The organism is Bacillus altaicus (genome assembly GCF_042136375.2).
GTDB lineage: Bacteria > Bacillota > Bacilli > Bacillales > Bacillaceae_G > Bacillus_A > Bacillus_A cereus_U.
Map to the genome: position 1 here is coordinate 91,475 of NZ_JBHHFZ020000002.1, position 21,279 is coordinate 112,753.

A 21,279-nucleotide genomic window follows, 5' to 3' on the forward strand; every position below is an offset into this window, starting at 1 on the left:
TTTTCATTTTTTCAGCAATCCCCCTCGTCCTCTTTCTTGTCAGGATAAACATCAAGTCCAATTTCTTGAACAGAACTAATCGTAATTTGATGTATCTATTGCTTTGTTAAGTTGATAGCTGTATTACAGTAATATGTATAATTCAATTAGTAAATCTATACTCAAATAAAAATATAATAAATTTAGTTGTATTTATTAATATTATGACTCCACATGTTAATTATAAAGATGTTGTACATATGAGATTAACATGTGAATGTGTAGAACCTAACACTAGAGATAATGAATTTGCAAGTATGTGAGTTAATAACAGAGAAGTGAACTTATAACACGACATTGACAGATCTTCTTTATCAATAGATATAAATGGTAGAAAAGATGTTAATAAATAAAAATGAATAGGAAGATCTCTTTATTAAACTAGTAAGTTCATATCAAACCATTTGATATGAAAAGAGCAATGCTTTTTTATATTATATACACCCTTTGCATGCACAGCTTATATATAAACCTTGCATATAAGCTGTGCAGGAAGAAAATGCGTTAAATATGTTAATATGAAATTGATATAGGAACTACAAACCTTTGTTTTTGAAGGTTTATATATACAGCTTATAAATAGGGTTTATAAATAAAGCGTATGGATACTTTGTGAAGTTTTTTAACTTGGAATGTTTGTAATTTGATATTTTTTATAAAGGATTATTCAAAAGAATGTCAAATTAAATAATGAATTTATAGTTTTATAGACGGTATTGTTAATTACATGAAACCTATAATTGACATATACAACATACATCGTACATATACGTCGTATCAATTTGTGTTTATATATCAACATTTCAACCTACTTTAATACTTACACGCTTTATATGTAAGTTCTATATATAATGACTTGATATACGCTTTATAATAATGTAATATATTCGTAGGAATAATTAACCAATGTTTTAAGGGGGAGGCAACTTGAACGAGGTATTGAGCGAAAAGTATAAAGTAATTAAATTTCCTGACGAAGTTGTGAACATGTTTGCAGACATTCTTGAAGAAGACGAAATACTTTATAATGTATTTCATTACATAGGATCTGAGGTAAATAAACAATACCAAGAGACAAAATATATGAGAGGCATCTCAATAAATGAAATAGTAGGTAATGTTGTAATTGATAGGAGAGTTAAGAAATTAAAGGGAAAATCGTACTCATTAGAGGTTGAACGAACCAATATATCAAGAAGATCAGCTGAAGTAAGTGTTAGTACATTATCTTCAATGTCATTAATAACTGAAAAGATTATGCATCCTTATAAATTTTTAATCTCAACAATTAGAGGACAGCAGTTGTTAATTGAACTAGGAAGACGTAAACAAACCAATAGATAAGAAAAAGGAGAGATAAAATAATGGCGAAGAACTTTCTGAAAAACGAAGTAGCAGTAAAAATGACAATGGTTGGTTTTGGTCAGGCTGGAACTAGAATGGTAGATAAATTTGCTGAATATAAGCATACGGATGGAACATCTGTGTACAACTGCCTTGCCCTAAATAGTAACGATGGTGATTTAGCCGAATTAAAAAATGTGCCTACAAGTAACCAAGTATCACTAAAATTAGGCGGACTAGGGAAGAATCCAGAACGTGCTGTAAAAGTACTAGAATCAAATGATGAAGCGAAAGAAAAGTTAAAAGAATTCATCACAGAGCGTGTAAGACCAACAGATGAATTGGTTCTATTTTTTGCTGGCTTAGGCGGTGGAACAGGTACTTCTACAATCATTAAAGCAATTGAAGAATTTTCATCTTTTCATAATAAACCGATTATTGGCCAAGAACTAAAGAAAATAGCACAACAAGTCCCTAGAGAAGAATTATTGGCTAATCAGCAAAAGTACGCGAGAATTGCTTTTAATAATGCAATTGAACGTAAAGATTTTATTAAAATGGGTATTGTTGTGACACTTCCTGTAAGAGCTGATGGTCCTGATGTACTAAGACAAGTAAATAAATTCTCTCAAGAGATTTGGAAGTTAGCAAATGACCCAGCAAAAGGTGTTGCATTCGTTGTTTTCGCAGATAACCAACATTTCTATGATGAATTTAAGGGATTAAACGAAAATGAGAAAAGAGGTATTGCTAATTCACGAGACTATGCAAATCAGCGCATTGGTGAAATCATCCATGAATTAAATACAGCTTCTAATGGCGCAGGAACATCTGTTATTTTAGATTCTCAGGACTTTAAACGTATTTTATTAGAGAAAACTGGTTGTCTAGTTATTAATAAAATTTCCCGCAATATGAATCAAATTGAAAATAGTAAAGAAATAGTAGACATGTTCACAGAATCGTTGAAAGGAAGCTCTTTCCACCATCCTATAGAATTAGTGAAAAAGAACGATGATGGTGAGTTGGAGGCCTCTAAGGTGCATCATTTTGGAATGCTTGCAATTCTAGACGAACAAAAGAATATTGATGATTCATTTATGGATGATGCAAAAGTAGAAGTTACAAATACATTACCAATTAACGGTACGGTATTTAATGGGTATTTAATTAGTAAAAATGATTTTATGGGCAGTGTGTATACGTTCTATAAAACTGATGCATTACCGTCTCGTTTGTCTAAAGGTTTAGTTGAAGAATTCAATGAATTTAAAGAGAAGCAAAATCAAATTCAGTTTAAAAAATCTCAAATTAATACAATTGAAATGCAAGATCAAGACGATGATTTCAGTATTAATTTCGGTGATTACATCGATATGGGAACTAGTAATGAGGAACCATCAGCAGATGCTGAGAATGATGAAGAATTAGCTGCATTTATGGATCCAGACAAAATGTTTGGTACATCAAAATAATAAAAAAGAGGCCTGGGAATATAATCTGTACCCTTTGTAAAGGACATTTTTAAAAAAGTTAGGCAACATCAAGAAGATGATTTCTGTATCCAACAGGAGTCATCTTTTTTAAATTCCATTGATATCTATAGTGATTATAGTACGTCATATATTTCTTAATCTCTTGTTTCAACTCAGTAAAAGACTCGCAAGGTTTTATATGTGCTTCATCTTTCAGATGACCAAAAAATGATTCTTGTGGAGCGTTATCCCAACAGTTCCCTCTTCTTGACATAGATTGTCCGAGCTTTAGCTTTTTGACTAATTTTTGGTAGGTAGGGCTTGTGTAGTGGGCTCCTTGATCTGAATGAATATATGCACCTTCAGTCAATCGAATCCTCTTATTCCGTTTTAGTTTATGAAGAGTTGTTGTTACGAGGTCTAATGTCATCTGTTCTGAAACATGGTAAGCTAAAATTTCATTGGTTGAGCCATCTAAAATTGTAGATAAATAAGCTCTTTTATTCTTACCGTAAACTAAATAAGTGATATCTGTAAGAAGCGTTTTTCCTGGGGTGTTTTGTTTAAATTCTCGATTTAATTGATTCGGCACTACTCGATGTTCTTTTGAAGCTTTCAGCATTCTTTTATAAGGATTTGCTTTCCGAATCGGACAGATAATCTCATATTTTTTCATGATTCTACGGATACGCTTTAAATTGTAGACAACTTGAAAATGACCCACCAATGTCATTTTTATTTGACGAGCCCCTTTCTTTCGATTTCTAAATCGAAGTGCTTTTAATATGATTTTTTTCACGATTTCATCTTGATTGTTCTTTTGTTTCCGTTGTTCTTGAGATGAAATGGAAAAATAATTATAGTATCCCGAACGGGATACACCAGCTACTTTACACAAATAACTCACCATATTTCTTAAGTTATATTTTATGATGACAGAACGAATCAGGATATATTTCTGACTAGGTGATAACGTTATTTCCTTCTCATCCTCCCTTCCATAAGTTTTATTTTTTAACAATTCATTTTCTGCCTTTAGTAAGTTCCGTTCGGCTTCTAAACGAGCATACTTCTCTTCTAACGTAAGCTCTCTCTCAAGAGTTCTTCCCGCGTTTTGGGTGCGTGTATCTCGCAAACCAAATACACCATTTTTTCTGTAAGCAGCACGCCACCTACTTCCTGATGACATAATTCGTTTCATTCCAATCATATCTATATCAAAACCACATTCTTCAAAAATATTTCGAGGTAGTTTTCCTTTCTCATTTTCCTCAATAAAAATACGCTTAAATTCATCTGTATAAGTGATACCTTTCTGACTTACAGATTTTATGTAGGGGTTATTTGATAGAATTTGAATGTCTCTTTCTGTAAATAGCTTTTTTGTCATTTTGAACTTTCTCCGATCCCAATTTTCTCTCATTATACAAGAAATACCCTATAGAATAGACTTTTTTTCAGTGTCTATTCTATAGGGTACATTTTAATATCCCGGGCCTCTTTTTTATTCTGATGTCATAATAGATTTCATATACTCTATCATGTTTTCGTTTAAATAATTCTCTATAAAAAGATGTTTTTTTGCTAAATCTTCCTCTTTTTTAAACCAACCAACTTTTTTCACACGCTCTTCCTCAGGCTTTTCATTCCAGAGTTTTTCAGCTTGTCTTCTTAACTCTTTACGAGCTCTATGTTCAATTATTATGTTATCAAGTCTTTCTTGTCTTTGACGTTCTTTCATAGCAATTGGATCTTCAGGTTGAGGCAATGCTTTTAATACATTTTCAAATTTCTCTTGGAATTGTATTTCGATGTTTTGTAAATGTGCTTGAACTTTTTGTTCCACCAATTTTTCAATTGTCTCAGCTGCGTCTTGAAAATCAATTTGAGATAATACTTCGTTAGAGTGGTTTTCAGGAGATACTGGCCTTAGTTCGAATTGATGCGGCAAAAGTTCGATTATGGCATCTAAAGACCATTTTTCATCCCTTTTCTGTTTTATGAAAAGAGCTATATTTAAATCCAATGAATTATATAGCTTTTCATTTGTATTATTGGTTCTAAGAGTCCCGTGCAATCCCTTCTCTTCTAACGTATTGAACCAATTATAAACAGTATTATGGTGTCTACCTACTAACTTAGAAAACTCTGTTATCCGCCAGGCTTTTTCAAAAGCGTCTTCGTGTAATGAGTTCTCATCATCTACCATGGTTTGTTCTGATTGGTTTTCCTGCTTAATCATAGTGTTACCTCCTTAACAGTATGTAATTGTGCTGATAAATGACATTAACATGAAATGTGAGATTGATATGTTAAGTGTTTTTCGACGATATTAATAGGAATCCCTTCCTTATCTGATATTAACATGAAAGATGACATTAACATGTTGCATTCAAAGTGTTAATGTTACGTTAACAAAGTGCTGTTAATTCTCGCCAAATGTTAATGTTTTGTTAACCGGGACTTAAAATGCATCAATGTTATATAGGATTAATGAGGTAACTTTGCCCCCCATATCCTTATAAATTGTTGCTATGAGATTGACAGTTTTATTCACATAATATTAATGATAAGTAAATATAACCGATTTGTAAATAAATTATGAGGATATAGCATTGAACTTTCGAAAATAATAGGTATAAATATGATAAAAAGAGTCCATATTATTAATAATTGCAGTATGAGCCTGTTTCATTAATAACACTTGAGAGTATAGAACGGATATCTGTTTGATTAATAGAGGCAGTGTCTCTTTTTAACTGATTCCAAGACTTGTAAAGCAATTTTCAATAATAACTATTATAGGTCTATATGAACGTTAAATTCTAATTTGATGACTGTATAGGTTAGTCAATTTAGTGGTTATTAGTCGTTTGAAACACTATAAAGTACTATTCGCTTTGTTGATTAGCTTCAATGGTTATTTTGTAAGTGTAAATCACAAAGAAAAAGCTTTTACTAATAGGATCTATGCAGCCTTTATTAATCGTAAATAATATTCAATCGTTGTGAACCTGGTATATTAATAGCTCTATTAATAAGGACTTACATCTATCAATGTTTTGTCAATGTCTTATCATCGATAGAATTAAGAATGGTTGATATAAGATTAACAATTGTGTCGTTCCAAGACTTAACATGTTAATGTTTCTTGATATGTTAATTTCATTTCTAGTACGTATGCTGACCCGGTTCTATAGAATGTTGATCTCATGTCAATACTCATAGGGGGGGATTTCTCTAATTAAAACATTGTTCCTTCAATTACATACCCAAGAGTGAATTTAAAACTTCTAAAGCTTATATTGCAAAGTAATTTTGCTCAAATTAAGATATTATTCTATTGATATGAATTCACTATAATGGACAGTGCTTTGCTTGATAGTCTGCATTTCTTAATAATTTTCAGCGCGGAATTTCTAGCGATTTATAAAGTGTGGTTCTTAACTAGTGTGGATTTTCGCATTTTAATTCTCATCCTAATGAAATTGTAGTTTTATAGATCTGTTGTTAATGTCTTGTCTTTATTAAAACCAATGATAGTTAACATAACATCGATATTTTTATTCTCTTGAGGATTAACATGTTAATGTCTGTTGATGTGTCAATCCCATTCTTGGTATGCAGTTAGATCCTACTTCGCGAAATGTTAATGTTATATCGATACTCCGTGAGAAGAATTTATTTATATGAAGTACTAAATATTCAATTATGCATCTAATAGTAGATCGGGAATCTCTAAGTTGCATGTTACTAAGTAATTCTGATATTACTTTATTAAATACAATCAGATACACTGGATGTAATTTTACTTTACAGTCTATATGTTCTATTAATCTTCCGCTCGAAATTCTCTTATCAACATATGAAGAAACATTCTTTATATGTTGATAAGGAATCATTGTATTTATTGTGGGTTTTTAAATGCTGTGAATTTTTGTATTTCAATTCCCATTCTAATAAACCTATGGTTTATCCACGTATTGTTAGTTTCTTGTTATGATTAATAGCAAGGGGAGTTGACATGAGGTTGATATTTTTATTTTCCCAAAGGTTAACATGTTAATGTCTGTTGATATGTTAACCTCATTTCTAGTTTGTATTTTGATCCGATTTCGTGAAATGTCAATCTCGTGTTGATATCCTTCGGGAAGAATTTCTTTGTATAAAGTACTAATTCTTCAATATTTATACCTATTGTACAGCTTTTTAGAGTAACAGTATCAGTATGTCCAAGATTTAAAGATTACTTACATGTATTTTGAAGTTTTTGCACCTGAACCGTTTATACTATTTGTAGGATTTTCTGCTTTTTTGTCGAATATACTTAATACAAGGAGGGACATTACATGATTATTAAAGACTATTTCATCAATCTTTCTATTTTTTCTCTACTTGTTAGCGCAGCAATATTTATTCAAGTGTTTACGATTCATTCCAGGCGATATGTTGAAAAATTCTATGGAGGGATCATCGCAGTTACTTTGATGTTCTTTTCTTTTCCGTACATGGGATTTTCCTACGATCTCCGGGCTGTTCCTCTTATTCTTTCTTTTATTTACTTTGGTCGCATTGCTGGTTGGATTACATTAATTAGTATTATTATAATGCGCATCTTTTACATTGGTGGGTATTGGGAACCACCTGTGATGGCTTATTTCGGTATGGGTATTCTATTTACTATTTTTAAAACTTATTTCAAAAGCCTTCATCCATTTAAAAGTGCACCTCTATACTTTTCTGTTTTTGTGGGTATGAAGTGGTTAGTAGGTGTATTCTTTATTACTACAGTGCTTTACACTCCAGGCTTAGTATTTATAGCTTTAGGACTTTTAATCGGTGTTTTTCTTATGGAAGCTTACCAAAGATTATATTACTTAACACAGGACTTATCTAAAATGAATCAAAAATTAAAAAAATCGAAGCAAGAACTCCAAGATACCGTACATGAGCTTCAAGGGGGTATCTTTAAATTCAAAAAAATGGATAAACATTTTATACACACTTTGTGTGATGGACAGTTTTATTATCAAAACGGAATTTATTCTGAACGGGTGGTAGGAAAAAGCTTACGTACTATTGATGCTTCTATTATTCCTCCCCATTTAGTTCCACAATTAATGAAGTATTATCTTCAGGCGTGGGAAGGGAAAGAAATTATATTTGAATTACCCTGGCCGAATGATAAAACTATTATTCTTATTGCGCTTAGACCGATTAAACGAAATGGACAAGTTATTGAAGTTGTTGGTTCTACAGTCGATATAACCGAAAGGAAAAAGGTAGAATCGGAATTAAGGGCAACTAAAGAATTACTGGAATCATTTATAAAACATAATGTAGATGCGATTACCATATCTGATCGGGAGGGACATATTTTACAAGCTAATAAAGCTTATGAAAAGATATTTGGTTGGTCATCACACGAAATCATAGGTAAAAGATTACCTTGTGTGCCTGATTTCTTAATGGATGAATCACTTGGAAATATCCGGAAAATTCTAACAGGAGAATCCGTAGTTACGAGATTAGAAACAGTTAGACAACGTGACGATGGAAGCCTTCTTGATGTCAGTCTGACAGTTTCACCTATTCTAGATGTAAGGGGAAATGTGATAGCTTTATCTGCAATATGTAGGGACATTTCCGAAAGAAAACAAGCAGAAAGAGAACGGCTACGATTACATCAACAATTAAGAGATAGTGAAATGAAATATCGTGCACTAATTGAACAAGCAACTGATGCAGTATATGTTGTAGAGTTGAATGAGGATCAATTTCCAAGTCGATTTATTGAGGTAAATCCTGTTGGGTGTAACAGATTTGGATATAGTAGAGAAGAGCTTCTCTCGATGCCATTTCCCAATAATGTACCACAAGATTCTCCAATTATCATACAGTTGTTAGAAAAAATTAGAGGGGGACAGACTTCTTTCACTTTGCAAGATGAACATATTTTTCCAACCGGAAAAACAATAACAACCGAGTTTAGTGTCCGTATTTTTAACTTGAATGGCAAAAAAGTTTTCTTAAGTATCTCTCGTGATATCACTGAACGGTTAAAAACAGAAGAATTATTACGAAAATCTGAAAAACTCGCTGTCGTAGGACAATTAGCCACTGCAATAGCTCATGAAATTAATAATCCATTAACCGCAATGAAAGGGTTTATGCAATTACTAAAATCAACAGAAAATAAGAATAATCAGGGGTATATAAATATAGTATCATCAGAGATTGAGCGTATAGAAAGTATTACGAATGAATTTATGGCGGTAGCCAAACCACAGGTGGTAAAGATACAACCTAATGATATTAGTGTGCTAACTGATCAAGTTTTATTGCTACTGCAACCTCAAGCAATGATGAATAATATACAAATTAGAACAGATTTTACACCTGGTATTCCATTGATTCCATGTGAAGGAAATCAATTAAAACAAGTATTTGTTAATATTTTAAAAAATGCAATTGAATCCATGCCAATGGGAGGAGAAATTCTGATTCAAATTGATAAACTTGATAATGATCAAATAAGCATTCGTTTTATCGATCAAGGGTGTGGGATCCCAAAAGAACGTATACCATATCTAGGAGAACCTTTTTACAGTATTAAGGAAGAGGGGATTGGCTTAGGATTAATGATCTGTTATAAAATTATCGAAACACATCACGGAAAGGTATGTATTGAGAGTGAAATAAATAAAGGAACAATAGTTGAAGTTACTCTCCCTATTTGTACACTTCAAAATTAATACATTTCCTTATTAAAGTTTCCTAAAGAACTTTAATAAGGAAATGTAATGCTATTGTCACCTAATGAAATAGGAAAAGCGTATAAAGTACTTTAAATAGGCCCCATATGATTGATTATACGAAAGCTAATGTTTTTTCCTGGGAGCAAGGGTTTATGCGTCCGAATCAGAAAAAATTATTACTATAGATTAGAAGTTTTTCATACCAATTCCATTATGCGGAATTGGTATTTTTTTCTGAATTTACAGTTTATAGAAGGTATTTATCGTAATGGAATATCAGAAAAAACAAATAATATAAAGGTGGATAAGCAATATGACCATATGCGTGGCTTCAACGCCACTCAATATAGAGGCTGATATTTTGTATGATTTAAATCCCAACATAGAGCGTATACGTTTTTTAATAAAACGATGATCTTGTTCTACTATGTTATTTGAATATTTTATCCTTCGGATTTTGGTGCCTATTGGCATCCTTTTTTCTTTCTTCAACTGTTCGATAGCAATTGGATAAGCAGGGTTCTTATCAACCGTGATGATACGAGGTTTTGAGACATGAAAAGACCGCAAGGCTTTCTTGTAGAATCGCTTTGCAGCCTTATGATTTCTAGATTTACTCAAATAAAAGTCAATCGTGTTTCCTTCAGAATCAACAGCACGATATAAATACATCCATTGTCCTTTTACTTTTATATATGTTTCGTCCACTCTCCATGAGTTATTCGTTTGTTTGAGATGACGTCGAATTCGTTTATCAAACTCCGGTCCATATTGATGTACCCATCGCATAATAGTTGTATGAGCCAGGAATAACCCTCGTTCCTCCATCATTTCCACCAAATCACGAAAGCTTCAGTTGTACCGTAGGTACCAACGTACAGTTAACAAGATGATGTCTGGCTGATAATGTTTCCACTTAAATAAATTCTCCTTTTCCATACTGATCACACACCTTTTATAGAGTAGTACTATCAGTATTTCCAAGTTTGATAGACCATTTTCATATACTTCAAAGTTTTTGCATCAGAACCCAGCGAAGCACGACATGGATTGCTAGGAGGGATGGTTCTGAAAGGAGCCTGACCTACCCGACTGGGCAAAAACACCCGCAAAAAATTATATTGATTAATGGTCAAGAAAATCTTGTGATTATATTACCCATTGGTCAATATAATTATAAAGAGGTGAAACCTATGCCTTTACAACTTTATGAAAAAGAACAAATTTTGGATGCTTAAATATATCGTCATTCAACTTGTATCACTAGCAAATAGACAATGCTATTTGCTTGGTTGCTAAAAATTTACATTATAGCACAGGGAGGTTCCTATGGTACCCACATCTCAAACGACAGAAAAATTTCATCCGCTCTTCCTCTGGCTTCGCAAGGGATTGGCTTTGAATGCATTGCTGACCATGTTGGGTTTGCTGATAGTCATCACACTGCTGGCAACGTGCGTGGGGTTGCTCATTGATCATCGAGTGATCGCTGGTGCTCCTGCCTGGGCCAAGCCAGCGAAGTTCGCCATCTCATTTAGTGTCTATTGCTTTACGTTCGTCTGGCTCCTTTCATTTCTGCAGCGCTGGAAAAAATTGTCATGGCTATTGCTGCCATGACCTCGATTGGAGTGCTCTTAGACATGGTGCTGATTGTTTTGCAGGTGATTCGTGGCGTCCAGAGCCATTTCAACGTGGCTACCCCCTTTGACGATATGGTGTACCGAATCATGGGTTTTGGCTCAACGATGATCTTTTTGGCTGCCTTCGTGACCGCCATCTTCCTTCTGTTCGAGCGTCGCACCGACCGCACTTTGATCTGGTCATTGCGCCTGGGCCTCGTGATTATGATGTTCGGCATGTTTGTTGGTTTCTTGATGACGCAAGCAACCCCAGCACAACTGGTCGCCTACCACGCTGGACATCTGCCTCCGATTTTTGGCGCTCACAGCGTTGGCGTTCCAGATGGTGGCCCTGGCTTGCCCTTTCTGGGGGGGAGTACCACTGGTGGTGATCTACGCATCGCCCATTTTGTTGGGTTACATGCCCTCCAAGTGCTGCCTTTTCTTGGCTGGTTCCTCTCGGTGCAGCGTTTCCTGCGGCTCTCGACGGGTCAGCGTGTCGCTTTGGTTTGGACCATCGGCCTTGGCTATGTTGGTCTGGTTGGTTCGCTGTTCTGGCAAGCATTACGGAGCCAATCTCTGATCATGAGTGGAGCTATCATTCTACGTGCTCGCCTGAGCACGGTTCAATGACTCTGCTTCGAGAAAAAGATTTAAAGGAGATGGAAAAGTTCCCTTTTTCTTCTCCTGCTTTTGGCCCAGTGACAGGTGAAGTACGAACAAGTACATTGAATCCTATATTAAAGAAACAGGAATAAACCGTGAGGATGAAAATAGATTTCAAGAAAAGACAATATAATAGGGGAACCGTCAGGGAAATGTGGATTTACAACGCTAAGCTGATTGTCCTGACAAATGTGAAGAGTTGTAAGGAACTACCACAGTAATGGTATTTCATTTTTAAATCAATGATTAAAGGAAGGGATCAAAGAATGAAAACAAAAGGAAAAATGATTGCTTATTGGACGGTCACATTACTACTCGCAGCAGTGGAAGCTATGCATATGATAAAAAAAGAACAGATTGATTTACGGGATCAGTCTGTCCAAAACCAGAAAGAATTCATCCATCGATTGTTTGGGATTACAGCATAAAATAGAATTCCACTAGAAATATATGAGCTATATTCTCTTTTATTTTATCTTTGCACCAGAACCTAAAATCTTATATAAATATATATCTTATATATATTTAAAATATAAAGATAAAACTTATATAGTATTTGTAAATATGTATTCCCTCTTACTGTAGCAAGGATTCTAATGAGGCTATAACATAAAAAATCATAAAATGTAAAAACTGACAACGGAGAATTAGGCATCATATTGATATAAAAACTACAAATAATCATAAATAAAACTATATATTTCTACATAAAAAACGAAACAAATTAATACATCACTAAGCATGTTTATTCAATCGTATAATTACATACTAATTTACTATATTTCCACAATCTTATTATATTTATCCACAATTAATACACATTAAATGTGTATTAATCAACATAATTCGAATTTATAACATAACTCACATAAATATTGATGATTTTTGATAGGTGAGTTCCTAGAATCTATGTATATCAATGATTCTAGTGCTTTATTATTCACATTTGACTATACTTATCTACTTATACACCAAATTCAACTTATTATTTGCGATTATTTGTAGGTATTTGAATGCATTAACACATTTTATGAAATCCTTATATGGAAGTATTTGTGGAAAGTTAATCAGTTTCAGTATAGTTATTGTATAAGAGTGCATAAAAAAAGACTCTATTACTAATAGAATCGAGTAAAGTTGGTTATGATAAGGAATAAGTGTAAGGCTTTCAAATAATAGAACCAACACGAATAGCCCTCTACTTTTAATTTTTTCAAAAATAGAGAGCGGGGTATAGTTAATTTGTTTCTATTACTTCAAGTACTTGTTCAGCTGTTGTTACTTGAATCCCAGAGCGAATTAACTTTTCAAAGGCACGCATAAATATAATCAAATTGAAGTCATCTGGTACTTCAATAACGCGAAGCTTTTCTTTAGGTAATCTATCTATCTTTTCAATGAACAATTCGCGAACATCACTTGGAATAAAGCGATCTTTATGTCCTCTTGCTTTTAGGAGTTCACGTATTTCTATTTCTAAAGCTATATAAGCATTTAGATTTGTACCTTGTTCATAGGCGTACTTTCTAAATAACGTTTCTTCTTGATATTTTAGATAGTTGCGGTGATAGGACTCTTCTGTAACAGGTACAGAAAATTTGTATTTAAGTAACTCATACGTTTTACGGAACAACCGTTTGATGTTTCGAAGAGAGTACATAGAGAAATGTAATCCGAAATCAAATACAGCTTGTTCCTTTTTTTCTTTTGATACATGTTGTGTAATAAGAGGATAGATCCCCTCTTTAGCTGCTGTATCAAGAATTTGATATTGTGACGTTTGATTCAATAATTTTTTCAGTGTATATACTAATTTATTTGGATATTCTTCATTAAGATCTATCATGTCACGCAAGCTATGAATTACACTACGAATTTGTCGGTGGCATGTATATTTAAGCACATGAATAAATTTATTCATGTCTTGCGTAAACTCACCAATATTCATCTCTTGTAGCACAGATTCAATAAAATGAGCTTTACGGGCATAAGTTGTCTTTGGTGTGAATGGATCACGATACTGTACTTCTCCTGCTTCTTTTGTACATAAGAAATCCGTATGTAAGGAGAGATATAAAGTCGTATATCTTTTCTTATTAGTGACTCCTTTTTGTAATTTGCAAATTTTGAATAGGGGAGTTTCTGTACATGGTAGTGCAGTTGCTAATTCTGTCATAACCGCACGGATTTGATGCGGGTATTTCTTATGTAAAAAGCGGTACATCCCACCAAAATGAGTTTTATTTCCTCTTTCATCTTGTTTGTCCAAGGAACGTTTTAATGTAGTTTCTCTGTGTTGTTGCATAGCAATGTCCAAGAATAGTTTCTTAGCTGCAACGGACAGCTTAAAGAAGGACTTTGTAAATACCACTGGGCTAATATAAACATAAGGGTTTGCCTTTTCAGTTTCTTCATTCATAAAATCAGTTAGCTTAATTGTATATCGGCCATCTAATTCTTTTTCAATCGTGACAATGTTATGTAGCGTTAATTTTTTTAATGCAATATAGAATTGGGAATGCTGTATGTGAGCAAACTCTTCTTTATATTGCTTATAATCTTCCCATAGCATATGTACTGTTACATTTGGAATGACTCCATTTGTGTAACACTTTTTGTGTAGATATAAGAAGACCTCCAGATCAGCGTTTGTAATACCATATAATTTATGTTTTCTTCCCATTGTTTCTGAAATAGTAGACAATGTACGACGTGAAAAAGAGGGTTTCGCTTTTTCCATAAAGCCATCCACATCTGCAATACGTTCTTCATATGTCATATGATCAACAATATCCTCAAGGAATGTATCTTTATAGCTGTAGTATTTCTCTTCGAAAGTTTCAACAAGTTTTTGCCAAGACTTCAGTGTGACTAATACTACATTTGTAGATTGTCCATTTAAACTACGTTGATTAGGAATAATAAATGATTTTCCCATCTTTTTCACCTCCTTCTGTAAATTCAGAAACATATGCTAGGATACTATAAAATATAGCAATTTTAATTATAGCAAATCGAAAAATGTCGAAAGGTGCTCCTTTAAGGGGAATTTTGAAATGATGAAACACTACATAAAACCAGTTGTGACAAGGGGTACAGGATTTCTATCATTTTTTTTTGTGTCAAGGATACGGCAAAAAACGTTTCATGTTTTGGATGCATCAAATTAATGGTGAAACAGTAGAGGAACTGTTGTTATATATGGATTAAATGAAGGGATTTCATTTTTTTAGGTCAAGGATATGGCAAAAGTGTTTCATGTTTATTTATAAGTCACATATTATAAGGAAATCCGTTGAATATAGTGATATGAAGGGTTAGAAGAGAATCGAGAAGGATTGTAGGTCAAGGATATGGCAAAAAACGTTTCATGTTTTTAAATTTAAAAGGTCAAGGATATGGCAAAAGTGTTTCATGTTTTATATGCACTAGAAAAAAGAAAAGAATTATACTAATTCCTTGATACATAAGGGTTTAAGGCTGTTTTTTATGTATAGTAAGGTAAAGGATATGGCAAAAACGTTTCATGAGGGTCTAGAATCTATTTTGGTACAAACAAGGATAAACGTTTGGTGTATATGGGTTTATGCGATGTTGAAAGATATTTTAAAACTTTATAATTGAAATAGAAAAAATAAGTAATGTTTCATCTTTCAAATTAAAGGTCAAGGATAGGGCAAAGATGTTTCAATTGTTTGTTGTAGATAGATATGAATGAAGCTAGTGCACTGTAGGAGTGTTATTTGTGTAAAAGCTTATGTATGTGTATGGTAGGGAAGTCGTATGGTTCAAGTGTTTCATATTTATAAAAAGGTTAACAATATGTCTAAAAGTGTTTCAGATATTACTTTCTTAGATTGATTGATGGTATATTGGGTGGTAATGTATAATAAATGTTATTTCATGTATACAAAGAAGGAAAAAGTGTTTCATTATTTTTATGAACAGAATAGGACCGGAAAAAATGAGGATTTATATATATAATCGCCTAAATATTAGGTTATTTGAAGGGAATGTACGAGAGGAAGGAGTGACAAAGTGGAGAAATTAGCACAATTGTTTACTGATGCTTTGTTAATATCTGAGCCCTTATATGGAAATAACAAAGCAATTTGGGATAAATGGACTTCTTTTAGTGCAGATGTAGAAAAAGAAAATAGCAGGGTTGTAACTTCACAATATGTTTCACCATCTTTTTCAGCATTAGTATCGTGGCTTAGTAAAAAGAATGAAAGTGGAATAACCTCACTACAAATTGCTATTAAGTTGAACCAGTATAAGGATGAAATTCATTCAGAACTTGAACATCTTTTAGCCAAAGAGTTTAAGAATGATAAAAAGTCAAAATTAAGTGATGACACAGTAATTCAGTTAGAAAAAAATAAAGATGAAACAGTTGAGAAAGATTATTTTGAGGTCAATAATTCCGCGGTATACTTTAAATTACGTGACGGGATCTCCAAAAATCATTTTGAAGAGGATTCAAATATAGGGGTAAAATCTTATCCGATTGAAACAAAGGAGAGTAATGCGATAGCTCAGCTTTCTTCGCATCGAGATGAGGATTTGAAGCTTATAAAGGATGATGAAGCGTCCCGATGGAACACTTTAGTTAATGATGTAATGAGTAATATGGATGATCTTACGGCAGATGTATTAGATTCAATCACTATACAATGGTTAGCTCAAGCGAAGTCACCGGATGAATTCATCGAGTTCTCATATGAGCAAGTATTAGATATGTGTAATGTACCGAAAAAGAAAGTAAGTAAGGGAGAATATTATAGACCAGAGGATAAAATTAAGGTTGCTAAGAGGATTGCTGCTTTAGCAAGCATTTTTATATATTTAAATGACGATAATGAAGTAGTAGTTTTAAATGATGAAAATGAAAATGATGAGGAATATAAAGTAAGAAGAGAAGTCATTAAAAGGTTATTTGTTCTAGACTCAGTAGTATTATGGAGACATAATACTACGAATGAATATATGGGGATTGAATCCTGCCGAATTAAACCTGGAAGCTTCTTATCAAGTTATTTATATGATTCAAATAACACTACAGCCTTATTATCTAAAAAGGCACTTGAATATAATAGTTACCGACATAAATATCATAAACGATTAATCCGCTATTTAACATGGCAATGGAGGATCCGCCAAATATATTCAACTTTAAAACGACCATACTCTATTGGGGGAGATAAAGGGCTATTGGCTGTCATGGCAATTCCGCTTACTTGGAAGCCGAGTCGCATTCGAGACCATTTAGAGAATGTTCTTACTGACTTAGAAAGAGAGAGTGTGATTTCTAAGTGGGAGTATTCGAGTAAATTAGACGAAGAACGTTTAAATAAAAAAAATTGGTTTAAAGGTTATTGGATTAATTTAAACATTATAATTCTTCCACCAGAAGAATTAATTAAGTCTATGTATAATTTACCAAAGAAAAAAATATTAGAAATAGAGAATGATAATGAAACAATAATAGAATATAGTGAAGAGACTAAAGCTATTATTGATATGTCACAAATAGCAGTTAGTAAAGAGCCTGATATTTTTGATGAAGAAGCTGTTCGTGAAAAAATACTAAAGCGGCGAAATGTCGATAATATAAGTATACGAGAGCTCGCAAAAGAAATGAAAATATCAGCGCCTACATTATCTAGATTTTGCAATAAACAAACCAAGCGTTTATCAACTAATGCAGTTGATAAATTGTCTAAGTGGTATGAGAGACAAGAGATATTAGAAAAGATGTAATAGTTAACTATTATATAGAAATGTAAGAAGAGCCTATTTTATCTTTTTCCGACAGAAGACTCCTTTTTAAAATTTTTCAAAGACGTAATATAGGTTCTGGTGCAATTATATGAAGAAGAACATGGACAATAGTAGATTTCTAGCAGAATCGTATTTTATGCTAGAAATCCAAATATTAGGTGGATAAACTTTTTTTGATCTTGGACAGACTGATTCCGTAAATCAATCTGTCCCTTTGTTATCAGTATATCTAAGTTTAAGAGACTTTTTGCACCAGAACCAGATCATTTGTATGAGCGAACTCTAGAAGGAAAGACTAGTCTATTGCTAGACTTTTACTATATGATAAGCAGTTTTATGATAACCCGAGATAAAAGTGTCGAATTTATTGGAATTTTGTATTTTTTTGTTGTTTTATTTTATTTTCAATGTTAAACTCATAATAACAAAGAAAGAGTAAGCACAAATACCCTTAAAGGTAAATAAGTCAGAATTTTAAGTTTTTTCCTCCACTTGTACGTTTGCAGTGTCTACGTGTATCTATTATTCTTTCTTTGTTTAGTATACAAACCCTAATTCTGTAAAAGAAAAGTCCCTTCAGTATTTTGAAGGGGCTTTTCTAGGTTACTAAATCCATTGACTGCTGATAAGTAGTGGTATGTTAATTTATAAAATAAATGTCGAATATATCAGAATTTTGTATTTTTTTGTTGATTTATGTTATTTTTAATGTTAAAATCATAACAACAAAGAAAGAGTAAACGAAAACCCTTAGCGATTAAATTTTTGGAATTTTTAGTTTTATTGATCGGTTTACTCTATGTGATTTACATGTTGTGTATTGCTTTTCCACTCTTTCTTTGTTCTACCCTATAAAAGAAAACAACCTGTTTTTATCCAAGTTGTTTTCTTTTGTAAAAATTTAATTTGTTATTTTTATAGCAGTTGGGATTACCATTTTTAAAGTTATTCTAGTTTACAGGAGGGGGGCAGCAGCTAATAGATTAGATGTTTAATGAGAAATTTGCATTTCAATGGAGTGGATCCAGAAAGAGGTGAAAACTAAGAAATTTGGATGTTAGTTTTTTAATTTTGGAAAAGGAAGAATAAAAATATAGTGGACATACAATTACAATAAGGGAATGCAGTGTAAATCAGTATACATGCATTCCCTTATTATTAATATGTATAATGTTAGTGTGTTATATGATTTGAACTACTCACCACTTAACATCCTCACAGACTGTTTGAAGTAGGAGATTCCTAAGTACGGAAACCTAATGGTTTCTAATTCATTAGGCTATCCTCGTAGTTCCTACGCTTAGAAATGAAGAACTTAACACCGATAAGGATTTTGAGACAAGTCATCGAGACACTTGCATGCCTAACTTGACGCAAAAGTGGTTAAGTTCTAATAAAGTAAACGCTATTGATACACCCATCGCATAATAGTTATATGAGCCAGGGATAACCCTCGTTCCTCCATCATTTCCACCTAAATATATTTTCCTTTTCAATACTAATCACACATCTTTTATAGGGTAGTACAATCAGTATGTCCAAGTGTGATAGACCATTTTCATATACTTCAAAGTTTTTGCACCAGAAGCCATAAAAAAGCAGGGCCATTCTGGACCTGCTTTTTTATGGCTTCATGAACAGAAAGATTGTGTTTTACCAAAAAGTGCTCTAGGAAAAGCCATCACTTATTCGCATCTAAAAACTATGCAAGTAGTCAACTGTGTTCTTGCTGTGGCTATAAAAACCAAGAAGTAAAAAATCTAAATCTTCGTGAATGGACTTGTCCAGAATGTAATAGCCATCATGATAGGGATGTAAACGCAAGTATCAACTTGCTAAAACTGGCCATGTAATTGGTATTTTCTATAGGGGCAGGGACTGCCCCTATAGCTTGGTAAATATAGATGGCTAATAAAAGTATCTACTTCCCAAGAAGCCCCCACTTCAAATAGTCCGTAAGGACGTTAAGTGGCGGGTAGTTCACTCTAAATTAAAAATACGATTCTTTATAGAATTGATTTCATACGCAGTCAACATTTGAGAAATATAAATAACAGGTGCCCTTGTATCTAATAAATGACAATTACTAATAATAAAATCATATTTAATATTATAATTTGGTATCCTATGTATATGTACATTTTCCTCTAAGCTTTGTTTTAGCTTTCCATAAATAAGATTTTTTTCAACGGTTGTCCCAGACAGTATAAGCACAATACTTATTTCATTACAGATGGAATTAAGAATTGCAGTAGCATGAGAGGCGATATATTTTATTTCATCTTTCGTAAATTTTCTATCGTTGTATATGTCATTCCAATTGGAAATTAAAGATATATTTTCCTTATAATTTCGCAATGATACACTGTCCGAAGATTGTATTGGATCAAAAACATGACTAGTTGAGAAATTAAGTTTTAACGAAATACACACCTTATAAAAATACGGAATGACTTCAGCTTTTAATTTATCCTTCAGTTTACTCGGTAATTGATTATTTGTTAAAAGGATATCAATGAGATCCATAAATTTTTTATAAAGATCCTGATCACATTCACTTAAATATTCAAGCATTATCTTTCCCTGTGAATTTGTACTCATTGATCCAAAAAATAAAAATAAATGCAGTGCATCTTTTTCATATTTTGGAAATTCGATTTTATAATAGTTCTCAATTTCTATAATTATTTCATTAAGGCAATTTAATTGATTATGGCTAAATATAGGCCTGAATTTTATTTCTTTCATTACAAACTGTTTATTATAAAATCTATTTATAAACACAAAAACAATACTGCGTAATAATAAAATATCCATGGAAACTTCATTACGATAGAGAATAGATAAAACTTTTTTTCTTAACTCAATAGGTAATAAAGATTGATCTGAAAATTGTTGCGTAAAATAAAAGAAACAAATATAGTAATATCTTATATTTATTTCATCTCCTTCTAGTTGAAGATCCCTGAATTTAATTTTTAACCTACTTTTATTTAAAATTTTATTATAATCTTTTAAATGATTTCTCAAAGTTAACTTATTCATATATAAAATTTGAGACCATTTTTCTAATGTGTAATACTTATTATGAAATATTTCTAACATAACTTTATAAAGTACACTTGCTGTCAAATAAGAATGAATCACAGGTAATACAGACTCTTCCACCGGTTTGATGAAAATGTATCCTCTCGTTTTAACACTAATAATTTCCCAATTTTCGGGCAATTTATTTTTTAATTTCGAAATATCATTCATGATTGTTCGTGTCGAGCACTGTAGTTGATCTGCAAGCTTTTGAGACGATACTAATTTTTGTTCATTATTTAAAGCTTCCAGTATAAAAATTTGTCTTTTTATTGCTTTATCATCTATTAAACTGTAAATAAAATTACGCATGAATATGTTACCTTTCCTTAAAATTATCAAAAATTTAAAACCATACATTACTTTTATTTATTGTAAATTAATGTTAGGTATTAGAATTTATTATAAATCATTGGTAATTTTACCATAACAATAGAGTGGCCTCTACTACGTTGTTCATTATCTTTAGTGATTTTGATAACCTTTTGTACGCTTTTATGCCAATCA

General features: G+C 32.4%; 10 protein-coding genes and 4 pseudogenes. 8 read left to right on the forward strand and 6 right to left on the reverse strand.

Going from position 1 to position 21,279, the window contains the following annotated elements; all coding sequences use genetic code 11:
* The first annotated feature begins 966 nt into the window (after positions 1 to 966).
* A complete protein-coding gene (locus tag ACE38F_RS26740) occupies positions 967 to 1,383 on the forward strand; it encodes a hypothetical protein (protein WP_375370933.1) in 417 nt (138 codons plus the stop codon).
* Positions 1,384 to 1,403: 20 nt separating this feature from the next.
* Positions 1,404 to 2,858 carry an FtsZ/tubulin family protein gene (locus tag ACE38F_RS26745; protein WP_375370932.1) on the forward strand — a complete coding sequence of 485 codons (1,455 nt, stop codon included), beginning with the start codon at positions 1,404 to 1,406 and terminating at the stop codon, positions 2,856 to 2,858.
* Positions 2,859 to 2,916: 58 nt separating this feature from the next.
* Here the strand turns inward: ACE38F_RS26745 and ACE38F_RS26750 are convergent, their stop codons facing one another.
* Positions 2,917 to 4,248 carry an IS3 family transposase gene (locus ACE38F_RS26750; protein WP_462782388.1) on the reverse strand — a complete coding sequence of 444 codons (1,332 nt, stop codon included), beginning with the start codon at positions 4,246 to 4,248 and terminating at the stop codon, positions 2,917 to 2,919.
* 114 nt (positions 4,249 to 4,362) lie between these two features.
* Entirely contained in the window at positions 4,363 to 5,100 is a 738-nt protein-coding gene (locus ACE38F_RS26755; RefSeq protein WP_002204183.1) for a terminase gpP N-terminus-related DNA-binding protein, read from the reverse strand.
* A gap of 2,107 nt (positions 5,101 to 7,207) precedes the next feature.
* Between ACE38F_RS26755 and ACE38F_RS26760 the strand changes: the two genes are divergently transcribed.
* Entirely contained in the window at positions 7,208 to 9,613 is a 2,406-nt protein-coding gene (locus ACE38F_RS26760) for a PAS domain S-box protein (RefSeq protein ID WP_375371386.1), read from the forward strand.
* A 279-nt stretch (positions 9,614 to 9,892) separates the two neighbouring features.
* On the opposite strand, the pseudogene ACE38F_RS26765 reads toward ACE38F_RS26760, so the two are convergent.
* Positions 9,893 to 10,555, reverse strand: a pseudogene (locus ACE38F_RS26765) (IS6 family transposase).
* A gap of 390 nt (positions 10,556 to 10,945) precedes the next feature.
* On the opposite strand from ACE38F_RS26765, the gene ACE38F_RS26770 reads away from it, so the two are divergent.
* The 3 genes and pseudogenes from ACE38F_RS26770 to ACE38F_RS26780 all read left to right on the forward strand — a co-directional run.
* A complete protein-coding gene (locus ACE38F_RS26770) occupies positions 10,946 to 11,233 on the forward strand; it encodes a hypothetical protein (protein WP_375371385.1) in 288 nt (95 codons plus the stop codon).
* Positions 11,215 to 11,868, forward strand: a complete 654-nt coding sequence (locus ACE38F_RS26775) for a hypothetical protein (protein ID WP_375371384.1) — start codon at positions 11,215 to 11,217, stop codon at positions 11,866 to 11,868. Before ACE38F_RS26770 ends, ACE38F_RS26775 begins: the two co-directional genes overlap by 19 nt.
* A gap of 338 nt (positions 11,869 to 12,206) precedes the next feature.
* A pseudogene (locus ACE38F_RS26780) lies at positions 12,207 to 12,329 on the forward strand (IS6 family transposase); the annotation flags it as partial.
* An 809-nt stretch (positions 12,330 to 13,138) separates the two neighbouring features.
* Here ACE38F_RS26780 and ACE38F_RS26785 read toward each other — a convergent pair.
* A complete protein-coding gene (locus tag ACE38F_RS26785) occupies positions 13,139 to 14,839 on the reverse strand; it encodes a hypothetical protein (protein WP_375371383.1) in 1,701 nt (566 codons plus the stop codon).
* 1,100 nt (positions 14,840 to 15,939) lie between these two features.
* Between ACE38F_RS26785 and ACE38F_RS26790 the strand changes: the two genes are divergently transcribed.
* Positions 15,940 to 17,664, forward strand: a complete 1,725-nt coding sequence (locus ACE38F_RS26790; RefSeq protein ID WP_375371382.1) for a helix-turn-helix domain-containing protein — start codon at positions 15,940 to 15,942, stop codon at positions 17,662 to 17,664.
* A gap of 155 nt (positions 17,665 to 17,819) precedes the next feature.
* Here ACE38F_RS26790 and ACE38F_RS26795 read toward each other — a convergent pair.
* Positions 17,820 to 17,909: pseudogene (locus ACE38F_RS26795) on the reverse strand (IS6 family transposase); the annotation flags it as partial.
* A 1,470-nt stretch (positions 17,910 to 19,379) separates the two neighbouring features.
* On the opposite strand from ACE38F_RS26795, the pseudogene ACE38F_RS26800 reads away from it, so the two are divergent.
* Positions 19,380 to 19,538, forward strand: a pseudogene (locus tag ACE38F_RS26800) (zinc ribbon domain-containing protein); the annotation flags it as partial.
* A gap of 127 nt (positions 19,539 to 19,665) precedes the next feature.
* Here the strand turns inward: ACE38F_RS26800 and ACE38F_RS26805 are convergent.
* Positions 19,666 to 21,084 carry a helix-turn-helix domain-containing protein gene (locus tag ACE38F_RS26805; protein WP_375371381.1) on the reverse strand — a complete coding sequence of 473 codons (1,419 nt, stop codon included), beginning with the start codon at positions 21,082 to 21,084 and terminating at the stop codon, positions 19,666 to 19,668.
* Between the last annotated feature and the right edge of the window lie 195 nt (positions 21,085 to 21,279).

Excerpts from the sequence above, each read along its gene's own strand:
- ACE38F_RS26745 (WP_375370932.1), top strand. The coding sequence starts at position 1,404 with ATGGCGAAGAACTTTCTGAAAAACGAAGTAGCAGTAAAAATGACAATG.
- ACE38F_RS26750 (WP_462782388.1), bottom strand. The coding sequence starts at position 4,248 with ATGACAAAAAAGCTATTTACAGAAAGAGACATTCAAATTCTATCAAAT.
- ACE38F_RS26755 (WP_002204183.1), bottom strand. The coding sequence starts at position 5,100 with ATGATTAAGCAGGAAAACCAATCAGAACAAACCATGGTAGATGATGAG.
- ACE38F_RS26760 (WP_375371386.1), top strand. The coding sequence starts at position 7,208 with ATGATTATTAAAGACTATTTCATCAATCTTTCTATTTTTTCTCTACTT.
- ACE38F_RS26770 (WP_375371385.1), top strand. The coding sequence starts at position 10,946 with ATGGTACCCACATCTCAAACGACAGAAAAATTTCATCCGCTCTTCCTC.
- ACE38F_RS26775 (WP_375371384.1), top strand. The coding sequence starts at position 11,215 with ATGGCTATTGCTGCCATGACCTCGATTGGAGTGCTCTTAGACATGGTG.
- ACE38F_RS26785 (WP_375371383.1), bottom strand. The coding sequence starts at position 14,839 with ATGGGAAAATCATTTATTATTCCTAATCAACGTAGTTTAAATGGACAA.
- ACE38F_RS26805 (WP_375371381.1), bottom strand. The coding sequence starts at position 21,084 with ATGCGTAATTTTATTTACAGTTTAATAGATGATAAAGCAATAAAAAGA.